Origin of the sequence: Cryobacterium sp. Hh7, from assembly GCF_004403155.1 — a bacterium.
Lineage (GTDB): Bacteria > Actinomycetota > Actinomycetes > Actinomycetales > Microbacteriaceae > Cryobacterium > Cryobacterium levicorallinum.
In genome coordinates, this window is sequence record NZ_SOHG01000019.1 from 66,896 (window position 1) to 84,568 (window position 17,673).

Here is a 17,673-nt window from a genome sequence, read left to right on the forward strand (position 1 = left end):
ACGCGGGGACCTTCCGCCGTGGAGGGTGAGGCGCACCTCGTGGTGAACGCGGATCACGACGGTCCGCCCCATCACAGGAGGTCAAGTCCCATGGCACTTCACACCCAGCAATCACTGTCCGGTTTCATCGCTTCCGACCCTCAGCAGTCGGTCACCGAGAACGGCGACACCCGCTTCTACGTGCGCGTCGGCCAGCCACACTTCCGTCACGAATACACCGGGAGTTTCACCGCCCTCGATCCAACCTTCCACGACCTCGTCGCCTATCGGGCGACAGCCGATCGCGCGCTCACCCGGTTCGCCAAGGGCGACAAGTTTGTCGCCGAAGGCTACGTGCGCACCTACCAAGTCGAGCACAACGGCGAAACCATCGAACGCGAACAATTCGTCGCAAAGAAGATTGGCCACGACCTCGGTCGCACCAACTATCAAATTGACCGCAGCCATCACAATGGTTCAGACGCCGAGGTTGAGCACGAGGCGGAAGCGGCGCACGAAGGCTCGAGGCGGTGAACGGGCGATGTCAGAGTCACTCGTCGAGTGGGCTTCCGGCGATCACGATGACACGTTCGAGGCCAGCTCGTGGGATGATCTCGACGGGCCGCTCGCAGCCGAGCCGCCGCATCCGATCAACTGGAACCTGCTCAGCGCCGACGACGCCGAAGCCGAGTGGATCGAACTCAACCGGTGGGTGAACTGGCTGCGCCGCACCTACGGGCTGCCGGCATCCGTTGTGCCGCCGTTCTGGCATCGGCACCCCGAACTCGTCTGGGAACTCTCCGCGCTGCACCTGCATTGGCTCGGCGCCTACGACCCCGACCAGCACGGCTCCGCCCCGCTCGGCTGGCATCGAGACTTCGCGGATGCCCGCCAGCGGCTCCGCGACTGGGTCGCGATCTCTGGGACCCGGCTGGAACGCGACCGGCCGACCCGGCAGACAGCTTGGCCGGGCGAACCGCCTGCCGACGCCATCGAGGATGTCGTGATTGGCGATCGTGATGAGGACTTCGTGCAGTTCATCGTCGACGATGTCGTGCGTCGCCGCGAGGCCGAGGCTGCCTTCGGTGTTACTGTCCCTTCTGGTTGACGAACCGACTCCGTGTTCTTCTACGTTGAGGCGACGCGGACGGCACGATGAGAATCGAAGACCGACCGAACCTTTACGAACAGGCGTCGGCGCGGTGCGACCGATGACTTCAACTTTGGAACCCATTTCGTCATTGAGATACGCGACTTAGGAGTCGAGACGTTCAGCGTGGGGATACCGATCCGAGTCCAGCGCGCTCAAGCCGTCAGAACCGCATTTTGCTCGCGCGCGGCGACTTTGGGATGAAGGACGCGGTCGACGCTGTTCGCCGCCGCGAGTGGTCGACCTATGGTTTCGACACGAGCCGCTAACGGGGCAAGTACGTCAGCCGCATCGGCTAAAAAGTCTGCGCTATCACCGCACTCATGGTGTGGGTCTCCCCCGGCGCCAGCGAGACCTGGTCGCTCATCAAATTGGCGGTTTCGACGCACACCATGCCGGTCCATTCCTCGGTGCCGAAGTCGGACATGGCTGACGCCTTGGCGCTCCACGGGTTCCAGATCACTCGGCTCTGCGAGCCCTTGGTAGAGATAGACACAGTGCGCCCGGTTCCATCGGCAATTCGCGCCTCAGCGTTGGTGCCGAGGTAAATCCGGTCCGTCTCGCCCGCTACCGCCACCGGGTGTCCTTCGGCGTCCCGCGCCGGCGGCTCGGCCAACCGGTCGATGAAGCCGAGATCTTCGAATCCTGACACCGACACGGCGTGAATGTCGGGAACACTCAAATAGGTGTGGAAGGCCTCGGCGAACGTCACCGACACGTCATCGAGGTTGCGCACCTGCAGCGCGAGGCACAGCTGAGCGCCGACCGTCACCGTGTAGCGTGCCTCAAAACAGTGTGGCCACGCAGGCCGAAGATCGGTCAGGCCGAAGACCAGCTCGACGTCATCGCCGACCTCACGAGCCTGCACTAAATGCCACGCGGCGATGCGGGCGAACCCGTGTGCCGGGGCGTTCGCATCCGTTTCATGTGGACCGAACCAGGGGAAGCAGATCGGCACGCCACCGCGAAGGGGCTTTCCCGGAGCAAATTCGCTGAACTCGCTCATCCAGAGCACCGAGCACGTTCCAGCGGGCGACCAGCTCGTCACGTGCGCACCCTGCAGATACACCTCGGCCGCGCCGGCCCGACCGTTCACCCGAACGACAGGCAGGCCGCCCGCACCCACACCGATCAGAACGGATGCCGGCAGCTCGGGCGCGCCCAACCTGGCCACGGATTCCGTGACCGCGTTCACCGCCGGCTGGTCGATGTCCACGGCAAATCCTGGTTCGTCGGCCTGCAATTCTTCTAGGGTCGCCAGCTGTGACCGGAGCAGGGCCGGCGGCATGAAGTGTTCACTGCGACCCTCGAGCCGGTTGCCGAGCACGTCGAAGGTGCCGGTCAAGTGCACGAACCGCACGTTGGGGGCTGCCGCAACGATCGATTCGCGGTAGACGCGCTTGAGCGCAGAGCAGGCGATGACCAGGCCGGTTCCCGCTGCACCGGCGTCAGACAGGGCCCGGCCAACCTGCGCGAGCCACGGCCAGCGGTCAGCATCCGTTAGCGGCACACCGCTGGCCATCTTGACGATATTGGCCTGCGGGTGCAAACCGTCAGCGTCCAGAAAAGGCACGGCGAGCGCGTGAGCGAGCAGGGCGCCGATGGTGCTCTTTCCCGAGCCCGACACGCCCATCACAACGATCTGCTCGGCAGCCGTGCTCATGGGTGGGTTCGCGACCCTGCTGACGGCCTCATTCACCAGTCGTGTACCGTTCCGTCGACGAGGCGGTTGTAAGGCAGGTAAACCGTGGCGTAAGGGTATCTGCCTGCTTCGTCGACGTCGAGTTCGACGCCCACCATTCCCGATGAAGCCCATCCGTACTGCGGCAACAAAGGCCGCGAAATAAGTCCTCGGTGTTGAGCCGCTGCGAAAGTGATTTCTTCGTCCGCCCAGACCGTTTCGCGAACGGTCCTACGGGCCGGGCTGACACGATTGAACCAGCTCGAGTTCGATTCCCGACGAGACGGCCTTTCATACGTGGGCGAAGGATGCGCGCACAATAGTCTGCACCGTGGCCAGCTCATCTACGACAGCCTGTCGAAACTCGGCCGAAGCTTGCACCGCAGGCGGGAATATTTGCCCCAGGGCCAGCACCCGATCCACCACGCCGTTCGGGTCGGTATGCACTGTGGAGGCGTGACCGACAGCTGCCTGGAGCAGGTCGGCAAGCGGGTCGTCGAGCACGGCGCCACCTTCGCCGATCGTAGATGCGACATAGGTAATCCACGCGGCGACCGTGAGAGCGAGGCCGGCGGGCGTCTGGCCTTGCTGCAGGCGGTCCTGCACCGTACCCAAGATGCGATTGGGCAGCTTTAGTGAGCCGTCCATGGCCACCTGGCGGGTGGTATGCGGTAGGTTCGGGTTCCCAAAACGCTCGAGCACACTGTCCCGATACATTGAAAGATCCATGCCGTCTGGCGTGGCCAATGTCGGCAGAATGTCCTCGTCGATGATTCGCCGGGCGAGGTCGACCAGCACTGGATCCGTCATTGCCTGGGCGATGGTGACATGGCCACACAACGCCCCGAGGTAGGCCAGCATCGAATGGGTCGCGTTCAATATGCGCAGCTTGGCCCGTTCGTACGGCGCGACATCCAGCGTGAGAATCGCCCCGGCAGCCTCCCAGCGCGGCCGGGGGCCGGCAAAGCGGTCCTCAATGACCCATTGTTTGAACGGCTCGGCCACCACGAGCGCCTCATCGCGCAGGCCAAGCAGATTTCCCTCAAGCTGCCGGTCAGCTTCCGTCGTCGCGGGAGCAATGCGGTCCACCATCGTCGAAGGAAAGGTGACTGATGCCGCGAGCCACACCAGCAACTCGTCTCTCTCCTTCGAACGGTCGTCGCCCACGGCCGCGACCAGCGAGGTGACCAGCCGATGAGTGATCGTGCCGTTGTCAACGAGGTTGTCGCAGGGAAGTACTGTGAAGGGCTCTCCACCCTGCCGAAACCGACGAGCCAGCCCCCGCACCAACAGCCCGAGAGGTGAAGTCGAGGCCGGTAGGCCCGTCTCCCCGCCGAGTTCACGCTCAAGCAAACTGAGGTCCAGCTGCACCACGGGCAATGCTAAGTCCAGGTCGCCGTCTGGCCCTCGCAAATAGCCCTTCTCGGTGATTGTCAACGTTGCGATATGCGTGCTGGGCCGCGCCACCATGTCGATGATCTTTTCGGAGTCCCTGCCCGGCCAGGCGACGTCGCGCACGGCACTGATTATGCGCAGTTGAGGATCGTCCACTCCTTTTTCGAGCACGCCGTAGAGACAGTCCTGTGGCTGCAGCTGCTGGGCCACGGCCTCCGTACGCCCCGTGACCCCGAAAATTCCCCACCCGGATTCGCCGGAAAGCGCCATCGCGTCCTCGGTGAAAACGGCTTGGTGTGCACGGTGGAACGCACCAATTCCAAAGTGCACGATACCGATTGACACCGACGCCGCGTCGACCCGTGGCAGCGCCAAACCAGGCGTGGCGGATAGCCCGGCGAGCGTGTCTAAAGCGAGGCGCGCGGATACAGGCGGCAAGGATGCGGTCATGATTGTGTCCCTAAATGGTAGAACCAGCAGTGCTCGGGCAACGTATCGGACGGTCAGTCGTCCCGCGAGTCCTTTACCTGCGCAACCAGTTGAGTGGGGTTGATGAAGCGCAGCGCAATGATGAGAATGAGCAGCATCATCGCGGTGTAGATCACTCCCATCGACGAGATGAGCTGGCGCGACTCGCCGCCGCCGGCGCTGGTCATAGCCCGGTAGATGGCCACCACGAGCGTGTCGGAGGTGGGCCCGGAGACCAAGAAGGTGAGGTCGAACATTCCGACGGTGCGTACCAGCACGAGGATGCTGGCGGCCAAGATGCCCGGGATCAGCAGCGGGGCGAGCACCTTGGTGAAGACCCGGTACATGTTTGCGCCGCACATCTTGGCGGCGTTCTCGATGGCCGGGTTGATCTGCTCGATGAACGGCGTCATGGTGATGATCACAAACGGTACCGACGGCACGAGGTTCACCAGGATCACGGCTAGCACCGTGCGCCCGAGTCCCATGTTGTACATGACGGTCGCCAGCGGAATACCGAAGGTGATCGGCGGAATGAGGATCGGCAGCAGGAAGAGCAGCATGACGAGCTTCTTGCCGGGGAAGTTGCTGCGGGCCAGCACGTAGGAGGCCGGCACCCCGATCACGACCGAGATGACGATGACCGAGACGGCGACGAGCAGAGTGACGCCGATGATGTGCGTCAGGTTGAAGCGTTCCCAGCTCTCCTGATACCAGCCAAGGGTGAAATTCTCCGGCAGCCAGGTGCTGAACCACGGCTTTCCGAGAGAATCCACGAGCACGCTGAGAACGATACCGAACAGAAAAATGAAGAAGGCAGCAATGCCGAACCAGACGAACCAAGTGCTCGGCGAGGCGACGAGCGACTTCTCGCCGGGTGCCAACTTACCCTTGTTGCGGTTCTTGACGATGTTGACCACTTCGGTGGGTGGTGCCGTGCGTGTACGCGTTGAGTTGGACATCAGCCCTTACCTCCCGTTGAACCCTTATATAGGAAGGAGCGGCCAAGGAACACGAAAGCGATCACGATGAGTTCCACCACCCCCATCATGATGGCGATTGTGGAAGCCATGCTGTAGTCCAGCTGCTCCGAGAACGCGCGGTAGGCCATCAGGGCCAGGACCCGGGTGTCCCCCGAGGCATCACCGACCAGGCGAGCCGACGGAAAGACGCTGAAAGCGAGCACAAAGGTCAGAATGAACGTGGTCGCGAGCCCAGGAGCCAGCAGCGGCAGGGTGACCCGCCGAAAGCGCTGCTTCCAGTTCGCGCCCAGCGTCTTCGCTGCAGCCTCAAGCGACGGGTCAATGCCCGACAGGTACGAGGAGATCAGCAGGTAGGCGAACGGGAAGCCCGAGATGATGAGCGACAGCATCACGCCGATGTAGTTGTTGACCAGTTGGAGCGGCTGGTCGATGATGCCGTTCTCCAGCAGAAAACGGTTGAGCCAGCCCTGACGGCCGGCGAAGATCAGCAGGCCTTGGGCGGTCAGCACGGTGCCGAGGGTGATCGGAAGCACCAGCAGGGTCTGCAGCATCCGCTTGCCGCGGAATTTGTTGCGCAGCTTGAAGGCGATGGGGATCGACACCAGCACGTTGAACAGTGCTGCCGGCAGGGCCAGCTTGAGGGTCAGCCAGACCGAGTCGAAGATGAACGCGTCGCGGAAGAAGGCGACATAGTTCGAGAGAAACCCGCCGCCCCACTGGTCTTGCGTGGCCGTGAGCGGCTGGAACGTGAGCCCGATGCCGTAGGCGAACGGGTAAACGAACAACAGCAGCGCGAATACGATCGCTGGCACCAGCAGCAGCAGCTTGGTGTCGATGCCCCGTTCCGCGAGTCGGTGTTTGAGGCTGGCCGAGCCGTGCGCGCGGCTCGCGGTGTTGGTAGCGGATGTCACGCTGGCACCCCCGCAAGTAGGCGGCGGGAGGTGTCGACCTGGTCGAGGCTCGTGCGGTAGACCAGGGCCCTCGAGGGGGCGACGGACAGCTGCACGGTCGACCCCGGAAGCAATGCGCTGTAGGCGTGAACGAACAGGTTCTGGCCGGCCGTGGTGGTGACCTCGACCGCGAATTCGCGGCCTTGGTACTCGACAACGTTGACGGTGGCCTCGATGGTCTCGCGGCCCTGCGGCGACTCGCCGGGGGCCAGCACCACGAGATCGGAGGGGCGGATGGCCACCCGCACCGTCTCGCCGACGGCGGCGGTCTGCGCGAGGGTCGCCATGATCGAGATGCCGTGCCCGAACACCCGGGCGAGCGACCCGGTCACGGAATCGACGGTGAGGTCGACGATGTTGCGGTATCCCATGAAGTCGGCCACGTGCCAGTTGGTCGGGTTGTTGTGCAGCTCTTCGGGCGTGCCGATTTGCTGCACCCGGCCCTCGCGCAGCACGACCAGCCGGTCGGCCAGCGAGAGGGCTTCTTCCTGGTCGTGCGTGACATAGATGGTGGTGAGCCCGAGTGACTGGTGCAGGCGGCGGATCTCGGTGCGCATCTCGAGGCGCAGCTTGGCGTCGAGGTTGGAGAGCGGCTCATCCATGAGCACCAGCCGGGGTTCGAGCACCACCGCTCGGGCGATGGCCACGCGCTGTTGCTGGCCGCCGGAGAGCTGGCCCGGAAGCTTCTTGGCCTGTTCCTGCAGCTTCACCAGGGCGAGGCCGTCGGCCACGCGCCGGCTGATCTCGGCCTTGGGCAGGTTACGCATTTGCAGGCCGAAGGCGATGTTCTTCTCGACCGACAGGTGCGGAAAAAGGGCGTAGTTCTGAAAGACCATGCCGAAGTCGCGCTTCTCCGAGGGGAGGATGTCCACGCGTTTGCCGTCGATGAGGATCTCACCGTGGGTAAGCGGCAACAAGCCGGCGAGGCAGTTGAGGGCGGTGGATTTACCGCAGCCTGACGGTCCGAGCAGGGCGATGAATTCGCCGGCCCGAACCGTCAGGTTCAGGTCGACCAACGCATTGTGGCCGCCGAAACTGCGTCCGACGTTCTTCAGCTCGAGAGTCTCAAATGTGTTAGTCGACGATGCCATCGGTTATTTCACCTCAAATTTGCCGGTACCGATTTCGCGGTCCCAGATGTCGAATGCCTGCACGAGTGCGTCCGGCGCGAGCGGGGTTGCCTTCGGCATCTCCTCGATCAGGTCGTCGTACCAGTCGCGACCGTACTCGGCGATGACGTCCTTGCTGGACTGCGGGGCGAGGTCGAGGGTGGCACCCTCGATGGCCGGGCCCGGGTAGAAGTAGCCGGTGTCGTAGGCCATAGCGTTGGTCTCCGGGGTCAGGAAGTCCTGCAGCAGCAGCAGGATGGCGCTCATCTTGTCAGCGGTCTGGCCGACGGGAACGACGGCGTAATGGGCATCCGTCACCCAGGTGAAGTCGTCAAACGGGGCGGCTTCGATCGTGGCCGGCATCTTGGCGGTCGCGCGGGGTTCGATGTCCCAGCCGGTCGTGGTCGGAATCATCGACCAGGTTCCGTCGGCCATGTTCGTGACGACCTGGCCGGTGCCGGTGGGGTAGTTGCTGATGTCCTGGCCCAGTTCGCCGAGGTAGGCCCAGGTCTTGTCCCAGCCGTTGACCGGGTCTGTCGGGTCCTCATCGCCGAGGATGTAGGGAAGGCCCTGGAGGAAGGTGCGGCCGGGGCCGGAGTTGGCCGGGCGGGCGTATCCGAATTTGCCGGGGTTCGCCTGCGACCAGGCGAGAAGCTCTTCGGGGGTGCCGGGGACATCCGTCACGACGGCGGGGTCGTACTGCAGCAGTGGGCCCGACGGGTAGTAGGTGGTCACGACGCCGAAGCCTTCAGCGAGTTCCTGCATGTTGGCGGCCGGCTCGATGTAGTCAGCCTGGTTGCTGAGACGATCGGCGTAGTCGGTGACGATGGGAACCCAGAGGTTCTGGCCGATGCCGGCGGCAAGGCCGTCGGTTCCGGTCATCACGAGATCGATGGATAGGCTGCCGCTGTCAACCTGCGGCTTAATGGAGCCGACCAGGTCGGGCGCTCCCGCGCTCTCCCAAGTGACGGCGGAGATGATGTCGGGGTTGGCGGCGACGAAGGCATCGACCATCGGGCCGGTCAGCTTCTGGTTGCCCGCGACGTCGAGAATATTAAGGGTGACTGGCGCCGACGGTTTGTCGGGCACGTCGGACGCGTTGGCGAGCGGAGTGGCCGGAGTCGCCCCTGAGTTCGGTGCCGTACAGCCGGTGAGTGCCAAGGCTGCCACGGCAAAAGCGGCCGTGAGATATGTACGTTTCGTAACTCGCATATCGTTTTCATTCCTTCTGTGTTCCCCAAACGTCAGCGTTTGGAAGTGTGTGGGTGTGGTGAGGCTGCGGTGAGGCTGCGGTGAAAGTGTGAATGTCGGTGAGCGGCGTTCAGGCGCGCTGAGGTGGTGGCGCCGTGGACTGCCGGACGACCAGTTCGACGGGAATCTGCGTGATCGCCGGCCGGATGCTCGTTCGGTGCAGCACTGTGTCGAGCAGGGCGTCCACGCTGGCCCGCCCCATCTGGATGCGGGGAAAATCGACCGTAGTGAGGTTAGGCCAGACCAGGGTCGACACCGGAACGTTGTCGAATCCGGTAACGCTCAGGTCGGCGGGTACCTGCAGCCCACGCTGGCGAAGACGTTCGATGACGCCCACGGCGACGAGGTCGTTGAACGCCACGATCGCGGTGGCGCCGCTGGCCACCGCGAGGTCGGCCGCCTGCATTCCGCCGGAGAAGACGGGCGGGAAGTTGCCCAGCTCGATCAGGTCGACGTGGTCGGATTCGGCGGCGAAGGCCTGCAGCGCCAGGGTGCGCTCCCGGTTCGACCACGAGGTGACCGGGCCGGCGACGTAGGCGATGCATCGATGCCCGAGGGCGATCAGGTGCCGCATCACGACCCGGGCACCCCCGCCGTTGTCGAAGGTGATGGAGGGCACGCCCGGCAGCGCCCGGTTCACCAGCACGAGGGGGCCGTCCCCCGCCGCCTGCTGCAGAGCCGCGTCGGTGCTGCGGGCCGAGCAGATGATGACTCCGTCGACCTGCTTGGTGAGGTTGCGCACGGCCTCGTCTTCGAGCGAGGGGTCTTCGTCGGTGTCCGCGATGAACACGGAATACCCGGCGGACCGCGCTCGGGCCTGTACCCCCTTGCAGATGGAGCCGAAGAACGGGTTCTCCAGGTCGGGAACGACCAGGCCGATGCTCGTGGTTCGGCCGGTGACCAGGCCCCGGGCAGCCCGGTTGGCCCGATATCCCATGGTGCGGGCGGTGTCTTCGACCAGCACGCGGGTGACCGCGGAGACCTTATCGGGCGAGGCGAGCGCCCGGGAGACGGTGGAGATCGATACTCCGGCAACCTGTGCAACGTCGCGAATCGTCACCACCATGTTCAACACCACCTCGTGTTTTGGAGAGCGGCCAGGCCGCGATCTCGTCGTTGGTGAGAACCACTGCTTCACCGTGGGTCTATTGTGCAAACGTTTGCAGTGATTAGTCAAGTCACAGATTAGACACGACTGTTTTCATCAGGGAATTCGACACTTGTCGCTCGCGGTGACCCTGTTTACATGCATATAGTGGAACTCGACGGACCGGCTCGCCGGGTCGAGGTGTCGGCACGACACTGCAACTACGTTCATTTTTGTTTCAATGAGGAGGCAGAAGATGGCTGAACAGCCATGGGTACTTCATCCGGATCGGGCTTTGCCCACCGAACCGGGCCAGCGCAGCATCGCCCGGGAAATCTACGCGAGCACCGCGGCGCTGCCGATCGTGTCGATGCACGGTCACATCGAGCCGGGCGCAATTCGGCGCAACGATGCCTTTGGCGATCCGGCTGAACTTTTCATCATTCCCGACCACTACCTCGTGCGCATGCTGGTATCGCAGGGCTATCACAACAGCGACCTCGGCGTACAGCCGCACCAGGGCGACGCCCCCGTTGAGACCGACCACCGGCTCATCTGGCGCCGCTTCGCCGAAAACTGGAAGCTGTTTCGCGGAACGCCCACCCGGTACTGGATGGAGCACGAGCTCTCCGTGGTCTTCGGCATCACCCAGGAGCCCAGCGCGGCCACCGCCGACGCGATCTACGACCATTTGTCGGCCAGCCTGAGCACCCCGGAGTTTCGCATCCGCGCCCTCTTCAACCGTTTCAATATTGAGATTCTCAGTACCACGGATGCCCCCGATAGCGACCTTGCCGAGCACGCCGCCCTTGCCGATCAAGGCTGGGGCGAGCGGGTCGTGCCGACGTTTCGGCCCGACGGCGTCTTCTACCCCGACCGGGTCACCTGGCGCGCCGCCGTGCGCGCTCTCGGCGCCCGCTGCGGCCGAGAGATCGTGTCGTACCAAGGCTTTCTCGATGCGCTGCAGGAGCGCCGGTTCGCGTTCGTCGCGGCCGGGGCCCGGGCCACCGACCACGGCCACCTGACCGCCAACACCACTCCCCTGGCGGCAGCGGATGCCGAACGCATCTTTCAGCAGGCCCTCTCGGGCCCGGTCGATGCGGCGTCGGCCGAAGCCTTCGCCGGCAACATGCTCTTCGAGAGCGCCCGTATGTCGGCGGAGGACGGCCTGGTCATGCAGCTGCACCCCGGTGTGGCCCGGGACCATTCCGCGGCAATCCAGAAGGCCTACGGGGCCGACAACGGCTTCGACATTCCCGTCGCCGTTGACTTCACCCGCGGGCTGCAGCCGTTGCTCAACGCCTTCGGGCTCGATCCGCGCTTTCGCCTCATTCTGTTCACGATCGACGAGACGGTGTACTCGCGGGAGCTGGCACCGATCGCCGGCGCGTATCCCTCGGTGCGCCTCGGGGCGCCCTGGTGGTTTCTGGACTCCCCGGCGGGCATGGCGCGCTTTCGCGAGCTGGTCACCGAGACCGCTGGTTTCTACAACACCAGCGGTTTCGTCGACGACACCCGCGCGTTCGCCTCCATTCCGGCGCGTCACGACCTGTCCCGCCGAGTGGATGCCGGCTACCTCGCCAGACTCGTCGGCGAACACCGGCTCACTCTCGATGAAGCCACCGAGACGGCGATCGATCTCGCCTATACCCTTCCCCTCACCGCCTACGCCCGTCGCGGCGCGGTCACGCCGCCAGCGACGCCGGCGCGTGCCGAAGCAGAAAGTGCAGCACAATGACCGTCATCACCCACGCCGAGGTCTTCGTCACGAGCCCCGGACGCAACTTCGTGACCCTCAAAATCACGACGTCCGATGGCGTTACCGGGCTCGGTGACGCGACCCTGAACGGTCGCGAACTCTCCGTGGTCGCCTATCTCCAAGAGCACATCGTGCCCCTGCTCATCGGTCGCGACCCCCAGGCGATCGAGGACACCTGGCAGTACCTGTACCGCGGCGCGTATTGGCGCCGCGGACCGGTGACGATGGCCGCCATCTCGGCCGTCGACGTGGCCCTGTGGGACATTAAGGGCAAGGTCACCGGGCAGCCGGTCTACCAGTTGCTCGGCGGGGCATCCCGCACCGGCGCCCTCGCCTACGGCCATGCGTCGGGCTCTGACCTGCCGTCGCTGTTTACGTCGATCCAAAACCACCTCGACCAGGGTTTCAAGGCCATTCGGGTGCAGACCGGAGTTCCCGGGCTCGGCCAGGTCTACGGCGTGGCCACCAACCAGAAACCCGGCGAGCGCTACGACTACGAGCCGGCCAAGCGCACCTCGGTTCCCACGGAGGAGGAGTGGGACAGCCGTGCCTACCTTCGCCACATTCCCACGATCTTCGCTGCCGTGCGCGCGGAGTTCGGCTACGACATCCCACTGCTGCACGACGGCCATCACCGGCTGACTCCCAACGAGGCGGCCATCCTGGGCAAGTCGCTCGAGCCGTACGACCTGTTCTGGCTCGAAGACTGCACCCCGGGCGAGAACCAGGAGTCGTTGCGCCGCGTGCGCGCGCAGACGACCACCCCGCTGGCGATCGGTGAGGTCTTCAACACCGTGCACGACTACCAGACCCTGATCACTGAACAGCTCATCGACTATGTGCGCAGCGCGGTCACCCACACGGGCGGCATCAGCGCGCTGAGGAAGATCATGGACTTCGCGGCGATCTACCAGATCAAGTCTGGTTTTCACGGGCCGACGGATATCTCACCGGTGGGCCAGGCCGCGGCGCTGCACCTCGACCTGGCCATTCACAACTTCGGCATTCAGGAGTACATGAAGCACTCCGGCGACACCCTGGAGGTGTTCCAGACCAGCTACACCTTCGAGAACGGCCTGCTGCACCCCGGCAACAACCCGGGACTCGGCGTGGAATACAACGAGGAGTTGGCGGCCACCTTCGCCTACACGCCAGCGTACCTGCCGGTGAACCGGCTGCAGCGCGACGGCACAATGCACGACTGGTAACCGCACGACCAATCAGAACGGGCCCGACGCAGATGCACCGGGCCCGTTTCTGCGTGCGCAGCGCCTGCGCGTCAGGTCACCGTGCCGAACTGCCACGGCACGAATTCTTCCTGCCCCACGCCGAGCTCTTCGCTCACGGTCTGCTCGCCCGAGGCGACCCGAATGATCATCTCGAAGATCTCGGTGCCCACCTCGGCGAGGGTCGCCGTGCCGTCCACGATCCGGCCGGCGTTCAGGTCCATGTCGTCGGGCATCCGGTTGTAGGTGTCGGAGTTCGTCGCGACCTTGATCGACGGGGTCGGCTTGGCCCCGAACACCGACCCGCGGCCGGTCGTGAAGACCACGACCGTGGCCCCGCCGGCGATGATCCCCGTGACCGACACTGGGTCGTAGCCTGGGGTGTCCATGAACACTAGGCCGCGATCGGTGATCTTCTCGGCGTACTCGTACACGGCGGTGAGGTCGGCCTGGCCGGCCTTGGCTACGGCGCCGAGGGACTTCTCGAGAATGGTGGTCAGGCCGCCAGCCTTGTTGCCCGGCGAAGGGTTGTTGTCGAGGCTGCCGCCGCCCTGGGCGGCGTAGTCCTGCCACCAGTCGAGGCGGTCGAGTAGCTTCTGCCCCACCTCCGGCGCCACCGCCCGGCTGGTGAGCAGGTGCTCGGCCCCGAAGACCTCGGGTGTCTCGGCCAGCACGGAGGTACCGCCGTACGACACGAGCCGGTCCGAGGCGATTCCGAGCGCAGGATTCGCGGTGATGCCCGAGAATCCGTCGGAGCCGCCACAGTTGAGGCCAAGGACGAGTTCGGAGACTGGCGTGGCCACCCGGCGGCGTTCGTTGAGCTGAGGCAGCATCGAGCGGATGCGCGCCACGCCCTCCTTCACTGTCGCACGCACCCCGCCCTCGCCTTGGATATTCATGGTGGACACGACGGTGTCGGCGGGCAGGTCATGCCCGGCGACGAGGGCGTCGACCGGCACCATCTCGCAGCCGAGCCCGACCACGAGCATGCCGCCGAAGTTCGGGTGCGCAGCGTATCCGCGCAGGGTGCGCATTAGGGCCTGGGCGCCATCGCTGGTCGGGACCAGCCCGCATCCGCTCTGATGGGTCAGCGCCATCACCCCGTCGACGTTCTCGAATTCGTCGAGGGCCGCGCCCCGAAAGGCATCGGCGATGAGGTTCGCCGCGGTCGCCGAGCAGTTGACCGAGGTGAGGATGCCCACGTAGTTGCGGGTACCCACCCGCCCGTCGGCGCGCGGATAGCCGAGGAAGGTGGGAACCGGCCCGGCGGGGGCGACGAGAGTCGTGCGCCTGGTGCCAAATTCGTGCCGGCGGCCCGCGTCGTCCATGCCGAGGTTGTGGGAGTGCACGTGATCGCCAGCGGCAATTGGAGCGATGGCGAGGCCGATCGATTGGCCGTACTTGTGCACCCGTCCGCCGAGCGGGATCTGCGCCAGAGCAAATTTGTGGCTTCGTGGAATATCCCCGGTCAACACCAGATGTGGCGCTCCATCGCCCAGTGCGATGATCGTGCCGGCGGCCAACGGGCACAGGGCGATGGCCACCTCGTCGTGTGGACTCAGGTGCAGGGCGACATTGCTCAGTTTGACTGTGGGGGGCATCTGGCGGGATCCTCAGGGCTGCTATAGGGTGAATGTAAACGTTTTCATTATCTATTCTTTGTGTTTCGAACGGGCGGGTCAAGGTGACAACAACAATTCGGCAGGTCGCAGCAGCGGCCGGTGTCTCTCTCGCCACGGCCTCTCGGGCACTCAGCGGCTCACCTGCCGTTGTCGAGTCCACCCGCAAGCGTGTGCAGCAGGCCGCCGCCGAGCTCGACTACAACCCCAACCGCCTCGGCCGCAGTCTCGTGACGGGCTCGACGGGCAACATCGGACTGATCTTCCCCGATATCTCCAACCCGTTCTACACACAGTTTCTAGCAGAACTGGAATCGGTCGTCGCATCCCGTGATATCGGAATTCTGATCGGAGATGCGCACGAAGACAGCGACCGCGAAGCCAGCCTGCTGCGCCAGATGGCGACCCAGGTCGACAGCCTCGTGCTCGTCTCCAGCCGCATGACGGATTTCCAGATAAGGACCGCCGCCGCACGACTGCCCGTGGTCCTGGCCAACCGACAGCTGGAGCCCGGAACGCCGGTGCCCGAACTGCTCAGCCAGATCGTGATCGACGTCGACCCCGGCTTCAGCGCGGCCATCGAGCACCTCCACACGCTCGGCCACCAACGGGTAACCTACCTAGACGGTCCCGCGCGCTCCTGGTCGGCGCGCGAAAAACGGGCGTCTCTCAGCCAGGCGTGTGCCCGACTGGGCATCGACCTGTCGATCCTGCACGTCGAGAAGCCCGACTTTGAATCCGGCCGTGCGATCGCTCAGCACCTTGACCCCGCCACATCCGTCGTAGCCTTCAATGACCAAGTCGCCCTAGGCGTGCTCTCTACCTGTCGGGACCGCGGCATCCGGGTGCCCCACCATATGAGCGTCGTAGGGTGTGACAATTCCCTCCCAGTCGGTCTCGCCTGGCCCGCACTGACCACGATCGACAGTTCCTCACGCGCCCTCGGGGCCCTAGCCGCGCGGGCGGTTCTCGACCCGGCGGCGCACCGCACGGGGAGCGTGCCGACCCGCTTGATCGTGCGCGATTCCACCGCGGTGGCCGGGGCATCCGCTCGCTGAACCCAACTTTTCTCCGTCCGTCACCAACAAGGGAGTTTTCGTGACCACATCTTTTCCGCTCATTCGGGCGGTGCCCTCGGGCGCGCTGCGCGCCAACCCCGTCATCGCCGTGCTTCGTGCACAGCATGCCAGCCACTACGCACCGGTCGTGCGGGTACTCGCCGAGAACGGCATCCGGTCGATTGAGCTGACGCTGAGCACACCCGGCACTTTCGAGGAGCTGGCCACTCTGCAGGCCGGGATTGGCTCCGATGTGGAGATCGGCATCGGCACCATCGTCACCATCGACCAGGCACAGCGCGCGATCGATGCCGGCGCCAGTTATCTCGTAACGCCAATCGTGGATCTGCAGGTGATTGCCCTCGCGGTGAGGGTGGGGATTCCGGTGTTTCCGGGCGGACTAACCCCGACCGAGCTGTACTCGGCCTGGGCCGCCGGCGCGACGGCCGTGAAGATCTTTCCCGCCGAAACCGTTGGCCCGCAGTTCGGCGGACACTTGCGGGGACCGTTTCCCGACCTGCAATTCGTGCCCTCGGGCGGCGTCGGCTTGGGGGACATACCGGCCTGGCTTGCAGCGGGCGCTACCGCGGTAAGCCTGGGCGGCCCGTTGATCGGCGACGCTCTAACTGGGGGTTCCCTCGAGCAACTCGCCGAACGGGCGCGGCGTGTGACCGAGCTGGCGGCGGATGCCCGTCCTCAGTCATGAGCGACCGTCAGCTCCGCCGCGTCGTGACGCTGGGGGAGACGATGGCCCTGATGAGCAGCGAGACCGACGGGCCGCTGCAGCACACGCGGTCATTGGCACTTGGCATCGGCGGCTCGGAGAGCAACGTGGCGATCGCCCTCACCCGACTCGGCACGCCGGTCACCTGGATCGGCCGGGTCGGTGAGGACTCCCTCGGCGATCTCGTGCTACGCGAAATCCACGCCGAGGGCGTGAACGTGATTGGCATTCGTGACCCCGATGCCCCGACCGGGCTGATGGTGAAAGAGCGCCGCACCAGCAGCGAGACCCGCGTCTGGTACTACCGACGCGGAAACGCCGTCTCGCGGCTGTCGCCCGCCGACCTAGACCCGCCGGTCATCGCCGGCGCAGCGCTGCTACACGTGACGGGCATCACCCCGGCCCTGCCACCCAGCGCCGCCGAAGCGACGTTCGAGGCGATCCGTATCGCGAAGGAGGCGGGCGTGGCCGTGTCATTCGACCTCAACTTTCGCGGCAAGCTTTGGTCGCGTGCCGAGGCGCAGCAGGTCTATCTGCGCATTCTGCCCGAGGTTGATCTCGTCTTTGCCGGAGACGATGAGGCATCCATTGCCGTCGGGAAAGCGGATTCTCCAATCACACTGGCACACCGACTGGTTGCCGCCGGGGCCGGCCAAGCCATCGTTAAGCTCGGGGAACTCGGGGCAGTTGCAGTCGTGGATGGTGTCGAGTATCAGCGCGACGCGATTCGCATCCGCCCAACCGACACCGTTGGCGCTGGTGACGGTTTCGTGGCGGGGTATCTGGCGGACTATCTCCTCGGCGCCGACGTGCCCACCCGACTGACGACCGCAGTCTCGGTAGGCGCATATGCGTGCATGGTGCCGGGCGATTGGGAGGGGATGCCGCGTCGCAGCGAGATTGCGGGCCTCACCGCGAGCGAACCGGTGAGCCGCTGAGCCGCCCCCCCAGGGAATGGTCGTCAACGCTTCTGGCCTTGCACCTATGTGGACACTCGATGCTTCGGGCGTCGCGCTCAGTAATCTTCCCTTGTGACCGCCTAGGAATTCACGCCGATTTCATGTGACCGCAGCCAGGCTCCCACCACAGGAGAGTCGCTTCAATCTCCAGGAGGACGCAACGTTCGACGTTGGCATTTAGCCTGAATCCACCGGTTGACCTTGAGGTTTTGACGGCGCGTTAAACCGAGAATGCCCCTCTGACCAGCTAAAATAGTTGTTATCTAGACAAGCTA

The 17,673-nt window shown here is 64.8% G+C and carries 15 protein-coding genes; 7 read left to right on the forward strand and 8 right to left on the reverse strand.

All coding sequences use genetic code 11. The features are described 5' to 3' along the window. Window positions 1–90: 90 nt before the first annotated feature. Window positions 91–513, forward strand: a complete 423-nt coding sequence (locus E3T43_RS07985; RefSeq protein WP_134472007.1) for a single-stranded DNA-binding protein — start codon at window positions 91–93, stop codon at window positions 511–513. A 7-nt stretch (window positions 514–520) separates the two neighbouring features. Continuing rightward, on the forward strand, window positions 521–1,087 hold the full coding sequence (locus E3T43_RS07990) for a hypothetical protein (RefSeq protein WP_134472008.1): 567 nt from the start codon (window positions 521–523) through the stop codon (window positions 1,085–1,087). A gap of 337 nt (window positions 1,088–1,424) precedes the next feature. On the opposite strand, the gene E3T43_RS07995 is transcribed toward E3T43_RS07990, so the two are convergent. The 7 genes from E3T43_RS07995 to E3T43_RS08025 form a co-directional block, all read right to left on the reverse strand. Further along, window positions 1,425–2,792 carry a gluconokinase, GntK/IdnK-type gene (locus tag E3T43_RS07995; RefSeq protein WP_134472009.1) on the reverse strand — a complete coding sequence of 456 codons (1,368 nt, stop codon included), beginning with the start codon at window positions 2,790–2,792 and terminating at the stop codon, window positions 1,425–1,427. A 309-nt stretch (window positions 2,793–3,101) separates the two neighbouring features. After that, a complete protein-coding gene (locus E3T43_RS08000) occupies window positions 3,102–4,655 on the reverse strand; it encodes a mannitol dehydrogenase family protein (RefSeq protein WP_134472010.1) in 1,554 nt (517 codons plus the stop codon). A gap of 53 nt (window positions 4,656–4,708) precedes the next feature. Next, window positions 4,709–5,635: an ABC transporter permease gene (locus tag E3T43_RS08005; RefSeq protein WP_134472011.1), complete on the reverse strand. Its 927-nt coding sequence runs from the start codon at window positions 5,633–5,635 to the stop codon at window positions 4,709–4,711. Beyond that, complete coding sequence (locus E3T43_RS08010; protein WP_134472012.1) at window positions 5,635–6,567, reverse strand: ABC transporter permease; 933 nt, start codon at window positions 6,565–6,567, stop codon at window positions 5,635–5,637. The genes E3T43_RS08005 and E3T43_RS08010 overlap by 1 nt, the downstream gene beginning before the upstream one ends. Beyond that, on the reverse strand, window positions 6,564–7,697 hold the full coding sequence (locus E3T43_RS08015) for an ABC transporter ATP-binding protein (RefSeq protein ID WP_134472013.1): 1,134 nt from the start codon (window positions 7,695–7,697) through the stop codon (window positions 6,564–6,566). The genes E3T43_RS08010 and E3T43_RS08015 overlap by 4 nt, the downstream gene beginning before the upstream one ends. A 3-nt stretch (window positions 7,698–7,700) precedes the next feature. Next, window positions 7,701–8,927, reverse strand: coding sequence for an extracellular solute-binding protein (locus tag E3T43_RS08020; RefSeq protein WP_134472014.1), 1,227 nt, complete (start codon window positions 8,925–8,927; stop codon window positions 7,701–7,703). Window positions 8,928–9,036: 109 nt separating this feature from the next. Further along, window positions 9,037–10,032 (reverse strand): LacI family DNA-binding transcriptional regulator, encoded by a 996-nt coding sequence (locus E3T43_RS08025; RefSeq protein ID WP_134472015.1) that lies wholly within the window; start codon window positions 10,030–10,032, stop codon window positions 9,037–9,039. A gap of 277 nt (window positions 10,033–10,309) precedes the next feature. Here E3T43_RS08025 and uxaC point away from each other — a divergent pair, with 277 nt between their 5' ends. Both uxaC and manD read left to right on the forward strand, forming a co-directional pair. Further along, complete coding sequence (gene uxaC / locus E3T43_RS08030) at window positions 10,310–11,791, forward strand: glucuronate isomerase (protein WP_134472016.1); 1,482 nt, start codon at window positions 10,310–10,312, stop codon at window positions 11,789–11,791. Further along, window positions 11,788–13,020 (forward strand): D-mannonate dehydratase ManD, encoded by a 1,233-nt coding sequence (manD, locus tag E3T43_RS08035; RefSeq protein ID WP_134472017.1) that lies wholly within the window; start codon window positions 11,788–11,790, stop codon window positions 13,018–13,020. The genes uxaC and manD overlap by 4 nt, the downstream gene beginning before the upstream one ends. A 71-nt stretch (window positions 13,021–13,091) precedes the next feature. Here the strand turns inward: manD and E3T43_RS08040 are convergent, their stop codons facing one another. Further along, window positions 13,092–14,639: a UxaA family hydrolase gene (locus tag E3T43_RS08040; RefSeq protein WP_134472018.1), complete on the reverse strand. Its 1,548-nt coding sequence runs from the start codon at window positions 14,637–14,639 to the stop codon at window positions 13,092–13,094. Between the two features lie 83 nt (window positions 14,640–14,722). Here E3T43_RS08040 and E3T43_RS08045 point away from each other — a divergent pair, with 83 nt between their 5' ends. Genes E3T43_RS08045 through E3T43_RS08055 form a run of 3 tightly spaced genes read left to right on the forward strand, consistent with a single transcriptional unit; the run spans window position 14,723 to window position 17,377 of the window. Beyond that, a complete protein-coding gene (locus E3T43_RS08045; RefSeq protein WP_134472019.1) occupies window positions 14,723–15,715 on the forward strand; it encodes a LacI family DNA-binding transcriptional regulator in 993 nt (330 codons plus the stop codon). A 40-nt stretch (window positions 15,716–15,755) separates the two neighbouring features. Next, window positions 15,756–16,421, forward strand: a complete 666-nt coding sequence (locus E3T43_RS08050) for a bifunctional 4-hydroxy-2-oxoglutarate aldolase/2-dehydro-3-deoxy-phosphogluconate aldolase (RefSeq protein ID WP_241978872.1) — start codon at window positions 15,756–15,758, stop codon at window positions 16,419–16,421. Continuing rightward, the gene (locus E3T43_RS08055) at window positions 16,418–17,377 is read left to right on the forward strand and encodes a sugar kinase (protein ID WP_134472020.1); all 960 of its coding nucleotides are present in this window, start codon (window positions 16,418–16,420) and stop codon (window positions 17,375–17,377) included. The genes E3T43_RS08050 and E3T43_RS08055 overlap by 4 nt, the downstream gene beginning before the upstream one ends. Window positions 17,378–17,673: the final 296 nt, after the last annotated feature.

Bases quoted from the DNA above. Each gene is read 5' to 3' on its own strand.
- E3T43_RS08005 (WP_134472011.1), bottom strand. From the start codon at position 5,635: ATGTCCAACTCAACGCGTACACGCACGGCACCACCCACCGAAGTGGTC.
- uxaC (WP_134472016.1), top strand. From the start codon at position 10,310: ATGGCTGAACAGCCATGGGTACTTCATCCGGATCGGGCTTTGCCCACC.
- E3T43_RS07995 (WP_134472009.1), bottom strand. From the start codon at position 2,792: ATGAGCACGGCTGCCGAGCAGATCGTTGTGATGGGCGTGTCGGGCTCG.
- E3T43_RS08025 (WP_134472015.1), bottom strand. From the start codon at position 10,032: ATGGTGGTGACGATTCGCGACGTTGCACAGGTTGCCGGAGTATCGATC.
- E3T43_RS08020 (WP_134472014.1), bottom strand. From the start codon at position 8,927: ATGCGAGTTACGAAACGTACATATCTCACGGCCGCTTTTGCCGTGGCA.
- E3T43_RS08015 (WP_134472013.1), bottom strand. From the start codon at position 7,697: ATGGCATCGTCGACTAACACATTTGAGACTCTCGAGCTGAAGAACGTC.
- manD (WP_134472017.1), top strand. From the start codon at position 11,788: ATGACCGTCATCACCCACGCCGAGGTCTTCGTCACGAGCCCCGGACGC.
- E3T43_RS08055 (WP_134472020.1), top strand. From the start codon at position 16,418: ATGAGCGACCGTCAGCTCCGCCGCGTCGTGACGCTGGGGGAGACGATG.
- E3T43_RS08000 (WP_134472010.1), bottom strand. From the start codon at position 4,655: ATGACCGCATCCTTGCCGCCTGTATCCGCGCGCCTCGCTTTAGACACG.
- E3T43_RS07985 (WP_134472007.1), top strand. From the start codon at position 91: ATGGCACTTCACACCCAGCAATCACTGTCCGGTTTCATCGCTTCCGAC.
- E3T43_RS08040 (WP_134472018.1), bottom strand. From the start codon at position 14,639: ATGCCCCCCACAGTCAAACTGAGCAATGTCGCCCTGCACCTGAGTCCA.
- E3T43_RS07990 (WP_134472008.1), top strand. From the start codon at position 521: ATGTCAGAGTCACTCGTCGAGTGGGCTTCCGGCGATCACGATGACACG.